Annotated in this window: 18 protein-coding genes; 3 read left to right on the forward strand and 15 right to left on the reverse strand. The window is 45.3% G+C overall.

Features of this window, described 5'->3' with window-relative positions; all coding sequences use genetic code 11:
* Positions 1-35 precede the first annotated feature (35 nt).
* The 6 genes from murC to C1T29_RS16810 all read right to left on the reverse strand — a co-directional run bounded on the left by murC (position 36) and on the right by C1T29_RS16810 (position 6,508).
* Positions 36-1,334, reverse strand: coding sequence for a UDP-N-acetylmuramate--L-alanine ligase (gene murC, locus C1T29_RS16785; RefSeq protein WP_014665012.1), 1,299 nt, complete (start codon positions 1,332-1,334; stop codon positions 36-38).
* Positions 1,335-1,583: 249 nt separating this feature from the next.
* Positions 1,584-4,424, reverse strand: a complete 2,841-nt coding sequence (locus C1T29_RS16790; protein WP_103749899.1) for a DNA translocase FtsK — start codon at positions 4,422-4,424, stop codon at positions 1,584-1,586.
* Between the two features lie 159 nt (positions 4,425-4,583).
* Positions 4,584-5,189, reverse strand: coding sequence for a YtpR family tRNA-binding protein (gene ytpR / locus C1T29_RS16795; protein WP_069840134.1), 606 nt, complete (start codon positions 5,187-5,189; stop codon positions 4,584-4,586).
* A 15-nt stretch (positions 5,190-5,204) separates the two neighbouring features.
* Entirely contained in the window at positions 5,205-6,014 is an 810-nt protein-coding gene (locus tag C1T29_RS16800; protein WP_080478262.1) for a DUF1444 domain-containing protein, read from the reverse strand.
* 14 nt (positions 6,015-6,028) lie between these two features.
* A complete protein-coding gene (locus C1T29_RS16805) occupies positions 6,029-6,352 on the reverse strand; it encodes a thioredoxin family protein (protein ID WP_014665016.1) in 324 nt (107 codons plus the stop codon).
* Between the two features lie 39 nt (positions 6,353-6,391).
* Positions 6,392-6,508: a hypothetical protein gene (locus tag C1T29_RS16810; RefSeq protein WP_004399150.1), complete on the reverse strand. Its 117-nt coding sequence runs from the start codon at positions 6,506-6,508 to the stop codon at positions 6,392-6,394.
* Between the two features lie 78 nt (positions 6,509-6,586).
* On the opposite strand from C1T29_RS16810, the gene C1T29_RS16815 reads away from it, so the two are divergent.
* Positions 6,587-7,033: a YtoQ family protein gene (locus C1T29_RS16815; protein WP_014665018.1), complete on the forward strand. Its 447-nt coding sequence runs from the start codon at positions 6,587-6,589 to the stop codon at positions 7,031-7,033.
* Positions 7,034-7,089: 56 nt separating this feature from the next.
* Here C1T29_RS16815 and C1T29_RS16820 read toward each other — a convergent pair whose 3' ends face one another.
* A complete protein-coding gene (locus C1T29_RS16820) occupies positions 7,090-8,163 on the reverse strand; it encodes a M42 family metallopeptidase (RefSeq protein ID WP_014665019.1) in 1,074 nt (357 codons plus the stop codon).
* A 158-nt stretch (positions 8,164-8,321) separates the two neighbouring features.
* Between C1T29_RS16820 and C1T29_RS16825 the strand changes: the two genes are divergently transcribed.
* On the forward strand, positions 8,322-8,639 hold the full coding sequence (locus C1T29_RS16825) for a PepSY domain-containing protein (protein ID WP_014477682.1): 318 nt from the start codon (positions 8,322-8,324) through the stop codon (positions 8,637-8,639).
* Between the two features lie 52 nt (positions 8,640-8,691).
* Here the strand turns inward: C1T29_RS16825 and C1T29_RS16830 are convergent, their stop codons facing one another.
* From C1T29_RS16830 to trmB, 3 genes are all read right to left on the reverse strand, one after another.
* Positions 8,692-10,392: an NAD-dependent malic enzyme gene (locus C1T29_RS16830; RefSeq protein ID WP_095432443.1), complete on the reverse strand. Its 1,701-nt coding sequence runs from the start codon at positions 10,390-10,392 to the stop codon at positions 8,692-8,694.
* An 82-nt stretch (positions 10,393-10,474) separates the two neighbouring features.
* Positions 10,475-11,320 (reverse strand): YtnP family quorum-quenching lactonase, encoded by an 846-nt coding sequence (locus C1T29_RS16835; RefSeq protein WP_168781205.1) that lies wholly within the window; start codon positions 11,318-11,320, stop codon positions 10,475-10,477.
* Between the two features lie 69 nt (positions 11,321-11,389).
* Positions 11,390-12,031 carry a tRNA (guanosine(46)-N7)-methyltransferase TrmB gene (trmB, locus tag C1T29_RS16840; protein WP_103749898.1) on the reverse strand — a complete coding sequence of 214 codons (642 nt, stop codon included), beginning with the start codon at positions 12,029-12,031 and terminating at the stop codon, positions 11,390-11,392.
* A gap of 206 nt (positions 12,032-12,237) precedes the next feature.
* On the opposite strand from trmB, the gene C1T29_RS16845 reads away from it, so the two are divergent.
* Positions 12,238-12,516 (forward strand): YtzH-like family protein, encoded by a 279-nt coding sequence (locus C1T29_RS16845; protein WP_003237926.1) that lies wholly within the window; start codon positions 12,238-12,240, stop codon positions 12,514-12,516.
* On the opposite strand, the gene C1T29_RS16850 is transcribed toward C1T29_RS16845, so the two are convergent.
* The 5 genes from C1T29_RS16850 to thpR all read right to left on the reverse strand — a co-directional run bounded on the left by C1T29_RS16850 (position 12,517) and on the right by thpR (position 18,145).
* On the reverse strand, positions 12,517-13,314 hold the full coding sequence (locus C1T29_RS16850; RefSeq protein WP_009967993.1) for a phosphotransferase family protein: 798 nt from the start codon (positions 13,312-13,314) through the stop codon (positions 12,517-12,519).
* Between the two features lie 179 nt (positions 13,315-13,493).
* Positions 13,494-15,650, reverse strand: coding sequence for a type I pullulanase (gene pulA / locus C1T29_RS16855; RefSeq protein ID WP_103749897.1), 2,157 nt, complete (start codon positions 15,648-15,650; stop codon positions 13,494-13,496).
* A gap of 25 nt (positions 15,651-15,675) precedes the next feature.
* The gene (locus C1T29_RS16860; protein WP_095432445.1) at positions 15,676-16,605 is read right to left on the reverse strand and encodes a YegS/Rv2252/BmrU family lipid kinase; all 930 of its coding nucleotides are present in this window, start codon (positions 16,603-16,605) and stop codon (positions 15,676-15,678) included.
* 48 nt (positions 16,606-16,653) lie between these two features.
* Complete coding sequence (locus C1T29_RS16865; RefSeq protein ID WP_103749896.1) at positions 16,654-17,568, reverse strand: hypothetical protein; 915 nt, start codon at positions 17,566-17,568, stop codon at positions 16,654-16,656.
* A 25-nt stretch (positions 17,569-17,593) separates the two neighbouring features.
* Positions 17,594-18,145, reverse strand: coding sequence for an RNA 2',3'-cyclic phosphodiesterase (thpR, locus tag C1T29_RS16870; protein WP_103749895.1), 552 nt, complete (start codon positions 18,143-18,145; stop codon positions 17,594-17,596).
* Positions 18,146-18,288 lie beyond the last annotated feature (143 nt).

Consider the following 18,288-nt stretch of genomic DNA (forward strand, 5'->3'; position numbering starts at 1 on the left):
AGATAAATAAAAAGCAGTGAGATCACTGCTTTTTATTATGCCATGACGTTTTCGTAGGCTCTCATATACTTTTGGATATCTCCTGCCCCCATGAAGATGAGAACGGCTTTATCATGAGCTTTTAAAACAGAAGTGTCATCTTCTTCAATCAGCTTGGCATTATGAATTTTCCCCTGCAGATCGCCGATCGTCAGCTTTCCAGCATTCTCACGGGCTGAGCCGAAAATATCGCATAAATACACACAGTCAGCGCCGCTCAGGCTTTCTGCAAATTCGTCAAGGAATTGCTGCGTTCGCGTAAATGTATGAGGCTGAAATACCGCAACAATTTCACGATCAGGATATTTCTGTCTTGCCGCCTCAATTGTCACTTTTATTTCTGTCGGGTGATGAGCATAGTCATCAATCAGCACTTGATCCCCTAGCTGCTTCTCATTGAATCTGCGTTTGACGCCCCCAAAGGATTTGAGAGCATGCTTAATGATGCTGGAATCAATTTCTTCGTAATGACATAACGCAATGACCGCCAATGAGTTTAATACATTGTGGTGGCCGTACGCAGGAATATAAAACGTATCATAGAACGTATTGCGGACAAAGACATCGAAAGTTGTCCCTTCCGTGCTTTTTACGATGTTTCTGGCTTGAAAATCATTTTCTTCCCCTGTGCCGTAATACACAACCGGGACGTTCGCATGGATTTTCGGCAGATGCTCATCGTCTCCGCAGGCGATAATGCCTTTGTTGACTTGAAGAGCCATCTCTTGAAAAGCGTCAAATACATCGTCAATGCTTGAGAAGTAATCAGGGTGATCAAAATCAATATTCGTCATGATCGCGTAGTCTGGCTGATAGCTTAAGAAATGGCGGCGGTATTCACACGCTTCAAACACAAAGTATTCGCTGTTTTCATTTCCCTGGCCTGTTCCGTCTCCAATTAAGAAAGACGTCGGTTTTGCATTTTGGATCACGTGAGCCAGCAAACCCGTAGTCGACGTTTTGCCATGTGCACCTGTAACGGCAACACTTGTGAACTTTTTCATGTAGTCGCCTAAAAACTTATGATAACGTATCACCGGAATTCCGTCAGACATCGCTTTTTCTATTTCTGGATGCGTGTCTGGGAATGCATTTCCGGCGATAACTGTCATGCCGGGCTTAATATTTTCCGCGCTAAAAGGAAGAATCGTAATATTTCTTTTTTCAAGCGCTGTTTGCGTAAAAATAAATTTTTCGATATCCGATCCTTGGACAGTATATCCATTATCATGAAGTATTTGGGCAAGCGGACTCATACCTGTCCCTTTTATTCCAACAAAATGATAAACAGTCATAATTGTACCTCCAACAAACGTCTATCTGTTCCCCAGTATATGACGCTCATTTCAATTTGCGACCGCGGCGGGTGAAAAGCCTCCCTTAGCGGCGTATTTTATATGTTTTGTTATGTTCAGTATCCGGTTATTTCTTTCCGATTAAACCTAGATATCAAGATTTGTCTATGCGCAGCTGCTGTAAAGCGACATAGCTGTTAAATGCTCTAAACACTATCATACCATGTTTGGTGTGAAAATGAACCCATATTATTCGTTTATTAAATCACTTGCCGTGATCAGCACCTCGCGGGGTTTGCTTCCTTTTGCCTCTGAGATCATGCCTTCCGCTTCCATCATATCGATCAGCCTTGCCGCCCGGTTGTAACCGATTCTGAATCTTCTCTGCAGGCTTGAAGTGCTTGCACTGTTTTGCTCTACAACAAACTCACACGCTTCGTAAAACAGTTCATCCTCTTCTTTCAGGGCTGATCCTTGTCTTACGAGCTCTTCTTGTTCAAATAAATAGGTTGGCGGCATTTGGTTTCTGACGTGAGAAACAACGCGGTCGATTTCACGATCCGACACAAAGTTACCTTGCAGACGGACCGGTTTTCCCGAGCCGTTTTCCAAAAAGAGCATATCCCCTTTTCCGAGAAGCTTTTCTGCACCGGCGATGTCAATAATTGTTCGGGAATCAACCTGGCTAGAAACAGAAAAGGCGATTCTCGTCGGGATATTCGCCTTAATCAGGCCTGTAATGACATCTACTGACGGACGCTGAGTGGCGACGAGAAGATGGATACCGCATGCTCTTGCTTTTTGGGCGATCCGCGCTATGCTTTCTTCCACATCGTTTGGCGCCACCATCATCAGATCTGCAAGCTCATCAATAATGACAACTAAATACGGCAGTTTCTCACCCATTTGGTGTTCTCCGGTTAATTGATTAAAGCGGTCAATGTCACGGACACCTGAATGGGCGAACAGCTCATAGCGGCGCTCCATTTCCTCAACGACCCATTTCAAAGCAGCTGTAGCCGCTTTAGCATCAGTAATGACAGGGCTGACGAGGTGAGGAATTTTATTGTAAGGAGCCAGCTCGACCATTTTTGGATCAATCAGCAGCACCTTTACCTCACTCGGATCAGCTTTATAAAGCAGGCTGACTAATATTGTATTGATGCATACGCTTTTTCCCGAGCCTGTGGCGCCGGCAATCAAGCCATGCGGCATTTTCTTCAAGTCGATAACGACAGGATTTCCCGAAATATCTAATCCCAGCGCAGCCGTAAGCGGTGACTTGCTTGTCCTGAAAGCTGAGCTGCGAATCATTTGGCGCAAATCAACCACCTTGCTCGTGCGGTTCGGCACTTCAATCCCGATCGTGTTTTTCCCCGGAATCGGCGCTTCAATCCGAATATCTCTTGCTGAGAGACTGAGTTTAATATCATCAGACAAGTTGGTGATTTTATTCACCTTTACACCTGGTTCAGGATGCACTTCGAATCTCGTGACAGACGGACCCTGGGTTACATGGACGACATTGGCGCGGACATTGAAATTTTTCAAGGTCAAATCAAGAAGCTGACGCTGTTCTTCGATCCACGCAGTATCATCTTGGACCTGCGCTGGCGGGACATCTAGCAGTGCAACATTCGGAAATACATAGCTGCCGCGGCGTTCCTCTGCTTTTTGCTGTTTATGCGTATCTCTTTTCAGCATCATGACATTAAAAGGAACGGATGGCCCTTTTTGAGAAGGTGCGTTTTGTTCGGACCTGTTCTCTTGCACACCAGGCCTTGGTTTCGGCTCTTTTGAAGCTTCGTGAGGTTTGTCTGCCCGGATTTCCTGCCGGTTTTCATGGGTTGCAGAAAACGGTTTGGAAGCTTGGTCCATCCGATCAGTTTCCTCAAGCTCTGTATGGCTGTCTGGCTGAACATCTATCTTCGTTTCCTTAGATTCTGCCGGAATGTCATACTGATTATTTATTATGCTTTCTGATGGCTCTTCTGATTCTTCCGCCTCAGTTTCTGTTTGATCCAGAGCTCCAGATGAATGCTCGTGATCAGTAAATAATGAAGGTTCTTCCTGATAAAATTCCATTTGTTCTTCTTGAACGAACGGAGACTCAGCACCTTCTGCCGCGTTTTCGTGATGATTGTATACTGTGCTGTCTGACGGCTCTTCTGATTTTTCCTCCTCAGATGTTGCCTCTGCCAGAGATTCAGGAGCTGTTGGCTGTTCATCAAGTTCAGCGGAGAAAACAGGCTCTTCAAATTGCTCTGCCTGCTCTTCCCTTTGTTCTTCCTCAGCCGATGCAGGCATGATGTCTTCGCGGCTTACTTCACTGCCTGAAAGGCCTTCATTCGCCGTATCTGTGAGTATCTCAGGCATTGGCCCTTCGGCATGTTCAGCTGGGAAGAAAGACTCCTCTTTTTGCGGCTGTTGAAGGCCTGATTCAAATGGCACTTCATTACCTGGCGCCTCATCATGCTCTGTATCCTTTCTGTTTAAAACGCCAGAAGGCTGTTTTTCAAATTGGATATCCGGAAAGAAAGGATTTTCTTTTTTGGAGTGCGCCTGTGTGTCTGAAGCAGGATAGCCGCGTTCACGTTCGATCTCTTCTGACAGCAATGTTACCTTCTCTTTTACCGGTTTATCCGGTTCGTTCAATGTTTCAGAAGGCTTTTTCGGCACATCCTTTTTAACGGATGGTTTTTGATTGAATCCATAGATTGGCGAAGGGATATTTGTCGGTTTAAACGGTTTCTTCGCCGGCTCTGATGCTTGATATGTATGCTGCTCTTTTTCATTGCTGGGACGCTCTCTGTAAGGTGCAGCGCTTGGACGAGGCGCGGATTTCGGTTCGACCGATGGTTCGCGGCGCCTTCTCAGGTCATGATTTTTGTATCCATCAGGCACGACTGGAAAACGGAACTTGCCTTTTGGATATTCATAATATATTTTAGGATCTTCCAATCTTTTTAATTGTCCTTCAGGATGATGCACCTCTTGTTGCTGCGGAATTTGAGCGGGTTTTGTCTCCCGTTCAGCATCCTCTTCGCTCTCGCCTAAAAACAAATCAAAAAATTTATGAAGCCAACTCATAATTTATCTCTAACTCCCTTATAGTTTTCTGGGACGGTTTTTAGTATACCACTGCTGGTCGGCCCAGAAAAGATTAAGCTATCAGCAGAAACAAAGCCGCTAAACAGGGGCTTAGCGGCTTTTCACATGATTCGTTTTTTTGGGCGGATTTATGGGAGTCTAAAACTGAAATGCCTCTCCCGCCTCATAATCTCCTTCTAACACAAGGATGCCTTTTTCAGCAGGGGCGTCAGGCAAATCAAGCTCTTTCGCTGAGCAGATCATTCCGCTTGACGGAACGCCGCGAAGCTCTGCATCCTTAATGACAAGTCCGCTAGGCATCACAGCGCCGACTTTGGCAACGACAACGTTTTGTCCTTGGTCAACGTTAGGCGCGCCGCAGACGATTTGAAGCGTTTCTTCTCCTACATTGACTTTACATACGCTTAATTTATCGGCATTCGGATGTTTTTCTTTTGATTCTACATAACCCACAACAAACTTCGGAGATAAATCAACGACTAATGTTTCTTCAACGCCGTTTCTGTTTAAAATCTCATTCACATCTTGCACGAATGTTTCTGAGAGCGCAACAGGGCCGTTTTCATCAATGGTCAAGTAAGTAGACGCATTGAAAATGTTGAAGCCCGTTGTTTCTTTTGTTTCGTTATTGAAAATTTTGACGACGTCGCCGTGTTTTTCATAGCCTAATTGTTCACGTGTCACATCTTGAAGAGAGATCAGGAGCGTGTCTCCCACACCTTCTTTATTATAAAAAGCGTTCATAAGTAAAAATCCTTTCTAATCCTTTTTCGGACGGCTTTTCGCCAGGATAAACACCGGTTCCAGCTTTCCTTCATTGTACAAAAATGAAAGAGCGGTAATCGGAACGGTGCCGCCTGCAAAGAAGCTCATCGACATTTGTCCTAGAATATCATACCCTGATTCATTCCGGATGTCAGCAAGAATCAGAACGTCCTGATGCGGAACAGAGATCGCCAGCTCCCCTTCTGCACGCTGCTTGTACTCATTTAAAATCGCTTCGTTCAGAATCCGGCTGGCGTCGTATCCATCGTTTGCCCTGAAGAAATAGAAGTAATTGCCGGCAACCGTATCCTCTTTGACAACCGTCGGCAGAGAACGGAGATTAAATGCGGCCGTCTCTCTGATCCGCTCTTTTGTCCAGTTTTCTTTCTCAAGCATGCGCTGGTCAATTAAACGGTATGTTTTCCCGAGATCGAGCGCGTAATAAATTCTTGTCTCTGCAGTATGATCATCATAAATGAGCGGGATATCTTCGCTTGACTTGTCCGGGAAGGAAGTCGAGCGGATGACCGGATAAATGCGAGTTTCTTTCCCGGTCATTTCCTGAGCCTTCCCTTCCATTGCCGTCATTGCTTCGGAAACATAGTACACGATCTCATCAATGGCTTCGTCTTTTTTCAGTTCCCATTTCGCAATAATCGGCGGCAAATCGAGCGTAATCCCTTTTTTTGTCGTTTGATCCTCAACACGGAGAGTGTCTTTTTCTCTGTCAAACAGAAAGGAGCGATTCTCGTGCTGAAGGCGCTGTTTCAGTATATCTGACAGCTTCCTTGAGGTCATTTTCAAACCGATGTCCTCCTTTACGCTTTAGCGAGAGAATCTGTTAAAAACTGTTCGATTTCTTCTTTTGTTTTGCGGTCTTTGCTTACAAAACGATTTACTTCTTTTCCTTCATTAAAAACAACAAAGCTTGGGATTCCGTAAATTTCCCACTCTGCACATGTATCAATGAATTTGTCACGGTCTACGTAGTAGTAAGTGAATTCAGGAAAATCCGCTTCCAGTTCAGGCAGGAAAGGCTCTACAAAACGGCAATCCGGGCACCAGTCGGCAGAAAACATAAATACAGCCCAGTCATCCTGTACCGCTTTTTCCAGCTCTTGAGTTGATTCAATTTTTTTCATTTCATATCCCTCCAGTTGTTTATGTTCTTACATGTTTGTTTATCGATACTCGTCCATTTGGATCATACCAAACTGCTTGAGGCAAAACCACTTATATGCAACGAATGAATATGTAAGATTGGCTTTCCCATTATCATTATCATATTTTATTTGCATTATCAAGCTCGTTTCGTTTAACATCGTGTACATGAGGGTAAAATTTACAGCTGGACATACATAAGGAGGGATTTTAGTATGGAGTTTATCGTCTATTTAGCAGGAGAAATCCACAGCAATTGGCGCGAGGAAATCAAAGAGAAAACAAAATCGCTGAAGCTGCCGATTACGTTTGTCGGCCCGATGGAGAATCATGACCGCTCAGACAATATTGGTGAAGACATTATGGGCGTACAGCCAAATGCCGTTTTGAAGGATGACAAAGCCTCTGACATCAACAACTTCAGAACCGCCGTCCTGATGAATAAAGCAGACTTTGTGATCGCCCTGTTTGGCGAAAAATACAAACAGTGGAACACGGCAATGGATGCATCATATGCGATCGCAAAAGGAAAACCCCTGATTATCATTCGGCCGGAATCACTCCACCATCCATTAAAAGAGCTTTCCAATAAAGCGAATATTACGGTGGAAACCGTCAACCAAGCCATCAAGGCCCTTTCCTATCTATTTGAAACAGAATAAGAAAAAAGCTTGTCGAATCGGGCTCACTGCTCGTTCAACAAGCTTTTATATAACTTCTACATATTCTTCTTAATTGCATCTACCGTCTGTCTATCGCAGGCTGTTACAAGTTTGATGAGCATTTCCTTAGCAGCAGCATAATCATCAATATGAATGATAGAAGCGTTTGTATGAATGTAGCGGGAACAAATTCCGATAACCGCTGACGGAACGCCGCTGTTCGAAATATGAACCTTGCCTGCATCTGTTCCCCCGCCGGATACAAAATATTGATATGGAATATCATGCGTTTCAGCCATATCAAGAACAAATTCCCTCATTCCGCGATGCATGACTGTCGTTCTGTCAAGAATACGCAGCAAAAAGCCTTTTCCAAGCTGGCCAAATTCATTTTTGTCTCCGCTCATATCGTTTGCCGGGCTGGCATCAAGGGCGAAAAATAAGTCCGGTTTAATCATGTGAGAAGCCGTCTGTGCCCCCCTTAGCCCGACTTCTTCCTGAACCGTTGCACCCGCATAGAGCGTGTTCGGAAGCTCTTTACCTTGTAATTCCTTCAAAAGTTCAATGCTCAAACCGCATCCGTACCGGTTATCCCAAGCTTTTGACAAAATTTTCTTTTCATTCGCCATCGTCGTAAACGGACAGACAGGCACGATCTGCTGTCCCGGTTTTATGCCGATTTTGATGGCGTCTTCCTTATCGTCCGCTCCAATATCGATCATCATGTTTTTGATATCCATCGGGCGGTTTCGCTGCGCATCTGTCAATAAATGCGGCGGTATGCTTGAAATCACACCCGGAACCGGCCCGTTATCTGTTTGAACTTCAACCCGCTGCGCAAGCAAAACCTGACTCCACCAGCCTCCGAGCGTCTGGAATCTGAGCAGCCCGTTGTCTGTAATGGATGTCACCATGAAGCCGACTTCGTCCATGTGCCCGGCTACCATAATTCTCGGTGCGCCCTCTGCTCCTTGTCTGACTCCGAAAACACTTCCCAGTCTGTCCTGAACGATGTCATCGGCATATTTGGCTAGCTCCTGCTTCATAAAAGCACGAACCTGATGCTCGTTGCCCGGCGCGCCGGGAAGCTGCGTCAGTGTTTGGAAAAGCGCTTTCGTTTCTTGATTCATGTTTTCCCCTCATTTCTATGTAGTCCTTTTATTTTATTAGAAACAATCAAGTTTTCCAAGCACCCTGACCGAATCTGCTCAATCAGCCGCGTATTGCTTAACAGGTTTTGGCTGTTTCTGTATAATGAAAAGTACGATCAACCAGGAGGTGCTTTATTTTGAAATTGCGTCATCTTCTTTTAGGAGCAGGACTTGGAATTTGTACGGCTGTCGTTGTGAAACAATATGTGATGAAGCCTTATATTTCTTCAGAAAAAGCGCTTCGAATTGTAAAATCCGCTTTTAAGCAGCGGGGCCCGATTGACGGATCATGGATTTACACCCAGCCGGAGCCTTACAATATTAACGGAGAAACGGTACAGGTATACAAAACCGGCATTACACGATCAGCTTTCGGAGAATTAGAACAGTATGAAGTCATGGTGGATGCGAAAACGGGGGAAATTGTAGATGTCATTGATACAATCGCTTCTTAACACCGGACAAGCATAAAATAGAAGCCGCTGCCTACGCAGCGGCTCTTTTTTATTATATCGCGCGAATCGGTTTGTATACCGGATACCACATCGCATCCTGCACAGCCTGTATAATGTCTTCAGGCTCTTCTGTCGCGATGCCTTCCTTCATTGCGGTTTTTGCAACTTCAACCGCAACGGTTGCCGATACAGTCCGCAAATCCTCTACTTTCGGAAGCATCGGCGCGCCAGGCACCCCAACATTGACCATACTTGCGATCGCCCGGGCGCATGCTTCAAACATGCTGTCTGTAATTAATTTTGATTTGGTGACAATCGTTCCAAGACCAAGCCCCGGGAAGACAAGCGCGTTGTTCGCTTGGCCGATATGATACGTTATGCCATTATACTCCACTGGCGGGAACGGGCTTCCTGTCGTGATCAGCGCACGGCCTTCTGTCCATTCGATTAAATCCTCCGGCTTTGCTTCAGAAAGAGTTGTCGGATTTGACATTGGCAAAATCGCCGGCCGTTTCACATGTGACGCCATTTCTTTGACAATTTCTTCAGTAAAAGCACCCGAAACTGTTGACGTCCCGATCAGGATTGTCGGTTTCGCCTGACGGACCACTTCAAGGAGATCAATGCCTCCGCCATCTCCATTCCGCTGATAATCCTTCACTTCATCAGCCGAACGGGCATACGGCTTTTGGAAATCAAGAAGCTGATCCATATCATCTGTCAACAGTCCGTTTCTGTCTATGCACCAGAAGCGCTGATATGATTCTTCCTCACTCAGCCCCTCACGCACCAATGCTTCCCGCAGCTGTTCGGCAATTCCGATTCCAGCCGTTCCTGCTCCGAATATAACAACTCTGTGATCCCTCAGCGGAACTTTAGACGCTTTTGCACAGGATAAGACTGCCGCCAAAGAAACAGCGCCTGTCCCTTGGATATCATCATTAAACGTACAAACTTTATCTTTATAGCGTTTCAAAATGCTTCGCGCGTTTTTCGCTCCGAAATCCTCCCAATGCAGCAATGCATTCGGAAATGTTTCTCTCGCCAGCGCAACGTAGTCGTCAATAAATTGGTCATAGCGTTCCCCGCGCACTCTGGAATGCTGGTTGCCGACATAAAGCGGATCGTTCAGGAGGCTCTCCTGATTTGTCCCCGCATCTAAAACAACAGCAAGCACTCTGCTCGGATCAATGCCCGCAGCCGCCGTATAAACCGCCAGCTTGCCGATAGAAATCGCGATTCCTCCGACGCCCCAGTCACCGATTCCTAAAATTCCTTCCGCATCAGTTGCAACTATTAAATCGATCGTATCGCTTTGATCTTTATACTGTTTAAAGGCTTCTCTCATACCGTCCGGGTCATCGATTGACAGATAGAGCCCTCGTGGTTTTCTATATTCATGGCTGTATCTCTGGATGGCCGTTCCGACTGTCGGTGTGTAGACAATCGGAAGCATTTCCCCTAAATGGTCATTTAACAGGCGGTAAAACAGCGTTTCATTCCGATCGTGCAGCGCCGTTAAATAAACATTTTTGCTCAAATCGTCTGGCTGTGCGGAATATTGCTCATACGCTCTTTTCGCCTGATCATCAATTGTTAATACCTTAGGCGGCAGAAAGCCTTTTAAACCAAGTTCTTTTCTTTCTTCCTCAGTAAAAGCGACACCTTTGTTCAAAAAAGGAACAGAGAGCACTTCAAGGCCTCTTAATGTTGTTTGAATGTCTCCTTCGTTTGTTACTTTGAATTGTTTCACCCTGCCTCTTCCTTTCTGAGCATAATTAGTACTAGGTTTGCATTATTAGCCGGAAAACATGCAGGGTAAACATAAAAATATGCTATTGCTTCATTCGCTTGACTGACTCTTTGATCCTTCCGTCCTCCTCCCATTGAAGGGCGCGATACTCGGCATCATGATAAAAGATAAACCAAGCGTCTTTTTCTGCTGCGAACGCCTGCCATTTCTGCTTTTGCGGAATAGAGGTCATCGGGTAATCATCATAAGCCAGAACCCAAAGCGGATTGCGGTGGGCATGCGTTGGCATTAGATCTGCCATATGTACAGCAGTTTCACCCGCATCCTCGCATATCAGGACACTGTGCCCGTCGCTATGGCCTCCGGTGTGATGCATGGTAATCCCCTCTGTGATGGTTAAAGAATCCTCAAAGGTTTTGACTTGGCCGGCTACAGCCTCCCAATTTTCCTTCCAATACGTATTTTTCGACCGGATATTCGGATGGCGCATTTCATCCCATTCGACAGCTGATGTATAAATCACCGCATTCGGAAAGACAGAGACGAGCCGTTCACCTTCATATTCCGTTAAACCGCATGCATGATCAAAATGAAGGTGTGTCATTGCGATCACATCTATATCGGCAACCGTTAACCCGAGTGCAGCTAATGATGGTTTCACATTCGACTCTTGTGTCACGCCATAGTTCCGTTTTTGTTTATCAGTCAGCTTGCCTGATCCAATTCCGGCGTCAACGATGATATTAAGCCCATCTTTTTGAATCAAAATGGGGTCTGTCCTTAGTTCAATCTGGTTTTTTTCATTGACTGGGTATTTTTTAGACCAAAGCGGCTTTGGAACGACGCCGAACATCGCCCCTCCATCCATATGCGTCACGCCTCCGTCAAGCCAGGTCAACGTGATGTTTCCAATTTTCATTGTTTCCATTTTCATCCCCCCTGTCATCATGGTAGCAAACGGGCCATAAAAAAAACAGACTCCTGCCAGAGTCTGTCTTTACGTTCTCCATTCAACCTCAGCCCGATAGATCGGCTGGCCGAGTGCAGAGAATTTTTCTTCATATTCTGTCATAATATTGCCTTCCAGGTTGCTGTTATGCAAATCGAGACTGACGTATGTCAGCAGCAGGCCGTACTCAGAGAAGCTCTTCAAAGAGTACTCAAACAAACCGCGGTTGTCGGTTTTAAAATGAATCGCTCCGCCTTTTCCCATTACTTCTTCATATTTTTTGAGAAAGTGGGAGTATGTCAGACGGCGTTTTTCATGCCGTTTCTTCGGCCAAGGATCAGAAAAGTTCAAGTAGACCCGTTTCACTTCACCCGGCTCAAACACATCCGTCAGCGTGTCCGCATCTATATTCAGAAGCCTTACATTCTGCGCTTCGCTGTCTTTTACTTTTTGGACGGCTGTCACGATGACGCTTTTAAATAACTCAATACCAATATAATTGATGTCGGGATTTTGTTTGGCCATCCCACAAATAAATTGACCTTTTCCTGTACCAACCTCGATATGGATCGGATTGTCGTTGCCAAACACTGTGTTCCATTTCCCTTTATAATCAGCAGGGTTGCTGATGGCAATATCTGCGTTTTCAGCCAAAAAGTCATCAGCCCAAGGCTTGTGGCGCATTCTCATATGATTGACACCTCTATCTATTATTTCGACTAACAACATACCATGAATTAAAAAGACCCGCAAGCTCGTTTTTCCAGTGTATCTCTCTTAAGGCCGAGTGCATAAAAAAAGAGGGTCCCGTCTGCTGGAACACTCCTTTCACATGTATAAAAACGCTCTGTTTTGAACAATTTAACCCGTATGATACTGAAGGGATGTGTACCGATATGGGTTTACATTATGAGCATCAAGTTCATTTATTGAAGGATATCTTGACTGACCATCAATTGGACTGCTGCGGAACAGTCGCAGAGTACGAGCAGCTTGAGCGTGTGATTAAATCACTGATGGCAAACACCGAGCTTGATTCAAATTTTAAAAACGTGCTTGAGGATGTTTACCGCTACAGCCAATCAGGAATATCGTCCAAATCCATCGACTCACACATACAAGAGCATCAGAACAGCCTGTCTCAATGGGTAGAGCAAATGGATTCGTATTCCTGATTAGTCAACAATTCGTTTCATGAGGATATGCAGTTCTTCCATTGCATCATGAAATTCCTTGTCATTGCCTTTTGCTTTATGCCAGGCAATGAAAGTGATTGTTTCAGATAACACATACCAAGCCATTCGCAATCGAAGGCTTTCTGTCAACTCTATGCCGTACATGCTCAGCCAGCTCTCCCAAGCTGGCTTTTCGACGTAGTGGTACAGCAAAGGTCCGAGGTCCATCGCCGGATCAGCGATCATGGCGCCGTCCCAGTCAATTAAATACAGCTGGTTGTCTTCAGACAATAGCCAGTTATTATGATTGACATCACAATGGCAAACGACTTTCTCACCGAAATGCACTTCATGCAGGTGTTCTTCCAAATACTTGATCCCTTCTTGAATCAGCGGCGAAGATTGCTGCACAGCAAATACAGCCTGCTTCAGCTGAGACAAAAGAGCCCCCGGGTTCAGCGGTTCTTTACCAAGTCTCTTCAGCATGTCCAGCAAGGCTTTTGATGTGTGTATTTTACGAAGCAATTCAGCAACGGGCCGTCCGCTCATGTCTTTAGGCTTCAGCTCTCTGCCGGTCATCCAGTGCTGGGCCGTAATGACGTCCCCATTTTCCATCCGTTTTGTCCAAACCAGCTTCGGAACAATGCCTTCGGCGGATAAAACAGCTAAAAAAGGTGAGCTATTACGTTTTAAAAAAAGCTGCTGCCCGTTATGTTTCGCATAATATGCATCTCCTGTAGCTCCTCCGGCGGGGAAGATCTCCCAATCGCTACCTAGTAATTGTCCCAACCAGTTCATATCAATGTTCAACCCATCATTTCTTAAAATATTTTAGAATAAAGGCGAATCGTCTCTAGTCTATCCAGCGAGCGCCTTTTTCGTACGAATCGTATGAAAATAAAAAAGACAGCTATTGAGAGTCTCATATGCTAATCAATAGCCGTCCTTTAAATTTTAGCGCTATAGCACAAACTTCGTCAAGCAAAACTCTTAAGATCTGATGCTAAATATAAGATAACTGTTCCGATGCCGTTTACTGCAACCGTTTTCTTAATTTCTGCGGGGTCTTGCTGAAATCCTGATGGATCACATAAAAGCCGATATGGTTTATCGTTTGGCAGCCTCCACTCGACAAAGTCCGGACTCGCATGATGGATAACAATGATATCTTTCCATTCGTCAACCTTGTCGAGATCATAAAGCCTGTATGCGATAAAGTGTTCTTTTAGCGTCAAACATTCAAGATGGCGCCGGATGTCTGCAGCGGACCTGAGACGGAATGCGGGATGCGCTTTTCTCAGCGAGATCAGCCTGCGGATATAGTCAACATCTTCTTTGAACGTTTCACGCCGATCCCAGTCCAACTCGTTGATGCTGTCACTGGATTGATAGCTGTTTTCCACTCCCTGCTTCGTCCGGAAAAATTCCTGGCCGCTGTGAATAAACGGCACCCCTTGGGCTAGCAAAATAATTGCGGCTGCAAGCCTTTGCCTGCTTCGCTTTCGGCTGTCATTTTCTTGAGGAAGCGCGAAGCTCATTTTATCCCAAAAGGTGTGATTGTCATGTGATTCAACATAATTGATGGACTGGCTTGGTTCCGGAACAATCGGTGCCAATGCCTTCCATCCGGAAGAGCCGGCAATCCCGTGCATAACAGCTTGCGTTGATTCACCGCTGCCGAGTGCAAACCCTGCTGCCATGAGGTGAAAGGTGTTCCCTTTTACAGCGTCACGAAACATATCATTAAAAAAACCGATACCGGGCATTCTTGGTGCGTTCGCCAAAGCAGCTTTCTGTTCATGCGGCAGCGGTGTAGCCAGATCCCATCCTTCTCCAAAAAGCAGGATTCCGGGCTTTGCCTTAATTGCTTTCTCTTTCATATAAAGCACGGTGTCAATATCTAAAATGCCGAGCAGATCAAAACGGAAGCCGTCGGCATTGTATTCTTCAAGCCAATAGACCACGCAATCCGCAATGAACTTTCTCGCCATCCTTCTTTCTGATGCAATATCATTGCCAACGCCAGTGCCGTTTGACGGCATCCCAAATTCGTCGTGCCGGAAAAAATAACCTGGCACTGTTTTTTCAAAGGGTGAATTCTCGCGATGATACACATGGTTAAAAACAACATCCAGAATGACTCGCAGACCGTGCTGATGCAGGGTATTGATCATTTGTTTCAGCTCTGTTTTTCTCGTTTGAGGATCATGAGGGTTTGAGGCATAGCTTCCCTCCGGGGCAAAGAAATGAAGCGGGTTATATCCCCAATTATAAGCATCAAGCGGCTTCTCTTCATCAACTCCGGCAAAATCGTTCACCGGCAGTAGCTCGACGTGTGTAACACCAAGCTCTTTTATATACGCCAGTCCAGAAGAACTGCCAATTGCGGTTTGTGTATCAGTTTCCGTTAATGCTAAGTATTTTCCCTTGTTGATCATGCCGCTGTTTTCATGGATGGAGAAGTCGCGAAGGTGCGTCTCATAGATGACGGCATCCACAGGGTTTGAGAATGGCTTAAGCGGAGCAGTCCATTTCATTTGATCCGGGCGCAAGACGACGCCCTTCTCTCCATTTACTGTCACGGCCTTTGCATACGGGTCAACGGTTTCCGCCCACTCTGAATTGTTGCAGATGCAGAACACATACTCGTACCCGTGGAGGTCACCCATGACCGTAACAGCATAGACGCCCTTTTCCAAGCGAGTCATTTGGAATGTGCGCCCGCCTTTATTGGGGTGTGAAAGCTTGACAGCAGCTGAGGTTGCAGCAGGCGCCCATACTTTAAATACGGTATGATCCGCAGTATAAACGGCGCCGAGCTCTCCGTCATAATAAAATTCGTCATCAAATGCAGCCGTCCGGATGACCGCGCCAATTTGGAGATCGGTTTTGTGGCCGCTGGATGCACTGACGAAATGGATTTTTCCAAATGTCACAGGATGGTCGGATACGCAGATGTACTTGTATTTCGCTTCAAGGGAGTATTCCTCCCTGACAGCCAGAGGAAAATCTGTTGTTTCTGTCTCAAGCCGAAACGGCGGTGTCATGATTTCTTTTTGTTCAGCAGGAATCAGGACGGTAATGATATTCATGTCATCGACATACGCTTCGAAGCTGCGGCGGATGCTGACCATCGGAAGCTCTCTCCTCCAAACACGTTTATGTTTTGATCCTGAGGGGTGCAGGACTAGATGCCAGACGAAACGGGGTAGTGCCCATGATTTCTCCGTCAGCATGAAACGGGATTTTGTCCTTCGTGTAAAACGTAATGTCTTTTGCTTTAAACATCGTAACGCCATCCATCTTTGTATGTTTTCCAAATGCCATCAGACATAAAAGCCAATATTTTTTCAAAAACGGCTGGTTTTCAACGATTACGATGTCAAATGTCTTCTCGCGGGGATTTGCTAGCGGCGCCGCCTTCATGCCTCCCCCGTAAAACGGATGGTTGGATACAACCGCAAACCAGACATCATGAAATTCATGCGTCTCGCCTTCCGTTGTACAAGCTAACGTAAACGGCTTAAAGGTTGCTGAGGCGTGCAAATGAGAAAGCGGATACACTAGAAATCGAAGGCGGAGAAAAAGAAAAACCCGTCTCAACGGAAATTCCATCACCTTTTTATTGACATATGCGTCAAAACCAATCCCGATATGATTCATAAAATAGAGAATTTGTGATTTATCCTGAAGGAAATTGACGCTCCCTAAATGAAAGGTTCTTGTTAGCGGACGCTTTACCTTCTTAATTTCCTGTATCAGGTCGATTTTTTTAATAGAAAATCCCCGTGAGAAATCATTATACGCGCCCGCTGGCACAAAGCTCAATTCAATATCGTCTACATCCTTCAGGCCGTTGACAACTTCATGCATGGTTCCGTCTCCGCCAATGACGATCAGGCGCTTCAGCTTATATTCCTGTATCGTTGAAATCTGTCTGGCGAGCACCTCGGCGTGTCCCGGATGTTCAGTTAAAAACGAACGGTGCTCAACCTTTCGTTTGATTAATTCCTTTTGAATGGACTTCCAAACACGCAGGCCGTTTCGATGTCCTGCTGTCGGATTAATAATAAAAAACCAATGGCTCATCTTTCTCACCTGCTTATGTTATGAGAAAACCGCTCAAATCGTTCTCTTTTACTCCAGCCACTCTTGTCTGCGATAGGAGTCAGACATGCAGTAAGACAATAGAGCCTTCGCAGCCTTTACCTGATGGTGTTTGATCGGAGCAGTGTTTTTCTTCTGCCGCTCAATCCATTCTTCCGCGCTCCGCTTATCCGCAATTTCTAAGCCGTATGGCGGCTCAGGGTAATCGATGTACGACGTTCTGCTCAGAAGCAATTTCCGAACCGGAATCTCGGCCTGTTTTTCCTTTACGATCTTTGACACAACAGAGTCCGTGCGAAACAGGCTCAGCCCTGGATTTAACACTGATGCAGTCTGAGAGGCTGTTTTCTTGTCCCAAAAACGATTTTTAGACCCTATGTAGACACTGTCTTCCTCGCCCTCTAAAATAGAAACGCAATAAATTTCCAGAGGAGAAATAATCACAATGCTTAATTCAACCGCCGCCTGCTGAATTCTCAGCACAGGCTTATACATAATGAAATAAGAATCGGGCAGCTGTTGGGTCAGATAACGCAAAATGCGGTCCTGCTTCACCTGGTTTGAGAGTTGAGATATTTCTGAAAGAGTAGAGCTTGCCCATTTGAGCTGAAAATCATATAAATGTCTTTTATAAAAAGAAGCAAGCGCCATCCTGCTCTTTGGGAGCCTTACATGAATATCTTCTTCATCCTCAAACCATTGGTGTCTCTCTTCTTGTATATCGGCTTTTATCTCTTCTTTTCTTCTTTTCAATGAAAATTTTTTTCGTTTTTGCACCGGTTCCGGTTCTTCAGCGCTGGCTTGCCTTTCTTCTTGCTGGCGTTCCGCCGCTTCTACCAGTGAAAGCCAGCGCTCTTTTTTCAGCCGTACAAACTGGTTGATATAATGGTACGGATCAAGCTCATATCTCGATATATAATCATGAATTTTGATGATTTGTGCCATGTTTGTTTCTCCACTCCGCAATGAATTAAGATAAATGAAATTTGAATATTTCCTCGTATTTTGGTGATTGGTTCAAGTGTATTTGAAAGAGCGAAAACCGCTCAGCCCTCATCGAAACCTCGCCGCTTTCAAACGGAACATGAGCCGGAAATCCTTCTTCGCCTGTCCATTTTCTCGCCAGCGTCATATGAGGATGATACGGTCTTTTTTCCACTTGAAAACCAGCCTGAAGCACAGCCTGCTTTGTATGTTCCCTCAGTCTTTCTAGCGTTTTGTTTTTCTTTGGCTCCAGGTGTAAAACGCGCGGCCTTTTGCGGTCGCCGAATACATCTATCTTGCCAAACTCAATTGAAAATGGATCGGTTTCTGAAGCAATCTCGGCTAGCGAACCTTCAAGCTTCTTTATTTGTGTCTCATCCGCCGCTCCGAGAAAAATTAACGTGATATGATAGTCAAGCGGGTGCACCCATTTTTGAAACGTCAATACCGGCTCGTTTTTCGCAGCCTGGTAAATCGGGTTTGCAATTCCCTCAGGTATGGGAACGCCGATGAAATAATGAGGCCGTATATCTGGCATCCGTCTGACACTCCCTTCTTTAACAGCTATTATTTTATCAATAAAGAGGCTGTGCGGATAGAGGAACAGTGTATGAAAACACTCTCGCACAAACGTTTATTATGTTAGGATATTATATGACACTTGTTTTATTCAGAAAGGAA

This window comes from Bacillus sp. MBGLi79 (assembly GCF_002953915.1).

Excerpts from the sequence above, each read along its gene's own strand:
- C1T29_RS16810 (WP_004399150.1), bottom strand. The coding sequence starts at position 6,508 with ATGCAAATAAAATATGATAATGATAATGGGAAAGCCAATCTTACATAT.
- C1T29_RS16865 (WP_103749896.1), bottom strand. The coding sequence starts at position 17,568 with ATGGCACAAATCATCAAAATTCATGATTATATATCGAGATATGAGCTT.
- C1T29_RS16815 (WP_014665018.1), top strand. The coding sequence starts at position 6,587 with ATGGAGTTTATCGTCTATTTAGCAGGAGAAATCCACAGCAATTGGCGC.
- pulA (WP_103749897.1), bottom strand. The coding sequence starts at position 15,650 with ATGGTCAGCATCCGCCGCAGCTTCGAAGCGTATGTCGATGACATGAAT.
- C1T29_RS16790 (WP_103749899.1), bottom strand. The coding sequence starts at position 4,424 with ATGAGTTGGCTTCATAAATTTTTTGATTTGTTTTTAGGCGAGAGCGAA.
- thpR (WP_103749895.1), bottom strand. The coding sequence starts at position 18,145 with ATGCCAGATATACGGCCTCATTATTTCATCGGCGTTCCCATACCTGAG.
- C1T29_RS16805 (WP_014665016.1), bottom strand. The coding sequence starts at position 6,352 with ATGAAAAAAATTGAATCAACTCAAGAGCTGGAAAAAGCGGTACAGGAT.
- ytpR (WP_069840134.1), bottom strand. The coding sequence starts at position 5,189 with ATGAACGCTTTTTATAATAAAGAAGGTGTGGGAGACACGCTCCTGATC.
- C1T29_RS16850 (WP_009967993.1), bottom strand. The coding sequence starts at position 13,314 with ATGAACTGGTTGGGACAATTACTAGGTAGCGATTGGGAGATCTTCCCC.
- C1T29_RS16835 (WP_168781205.1), bottom strand. The coding sequence starts at position 11,320 with ATGGAAACAATGAAAATTGGAAACATCACGTTGACCTGGCTTGACGGA.
- C1T29_RS16860 (WP_095432445.1), bottom strand. The coding sequence starts at position 16,605 with ATGAGCCATTGGTTTTTTATTATTAATCCGACAGCAGGACATCGAAAC.
- C1T29_RS16820 (WP_014665019.1), bottom strand. The coding sequence starts at position 8,163 with ATGAATCAAGAAACGAAAGCGCTTTTCCAAACACTGACGCAGCTTCCC.
- murC (WP_014665012.1), bottom strand. The coding sequence starts at position 1,334 with ATGACTGTTTATCATTTTGTTGGAATAAAAGGGACAGGTATGAGTCCG.
- C1T29_RS16845 (WP_003237926.1), top strand. The coding sequence starts at position 12,238 with ATGGGTTTACATTATGAGCATCAAGTTCATTTATTGAAGGATATCTTG.
- trmB (WP_103749898.1), bottom strand. The coding sequence starts at position 12,031 with ATGAGAATGCGCCACAAGCCTTGGGCTGATGACTTTTTGGCTGAAAAC.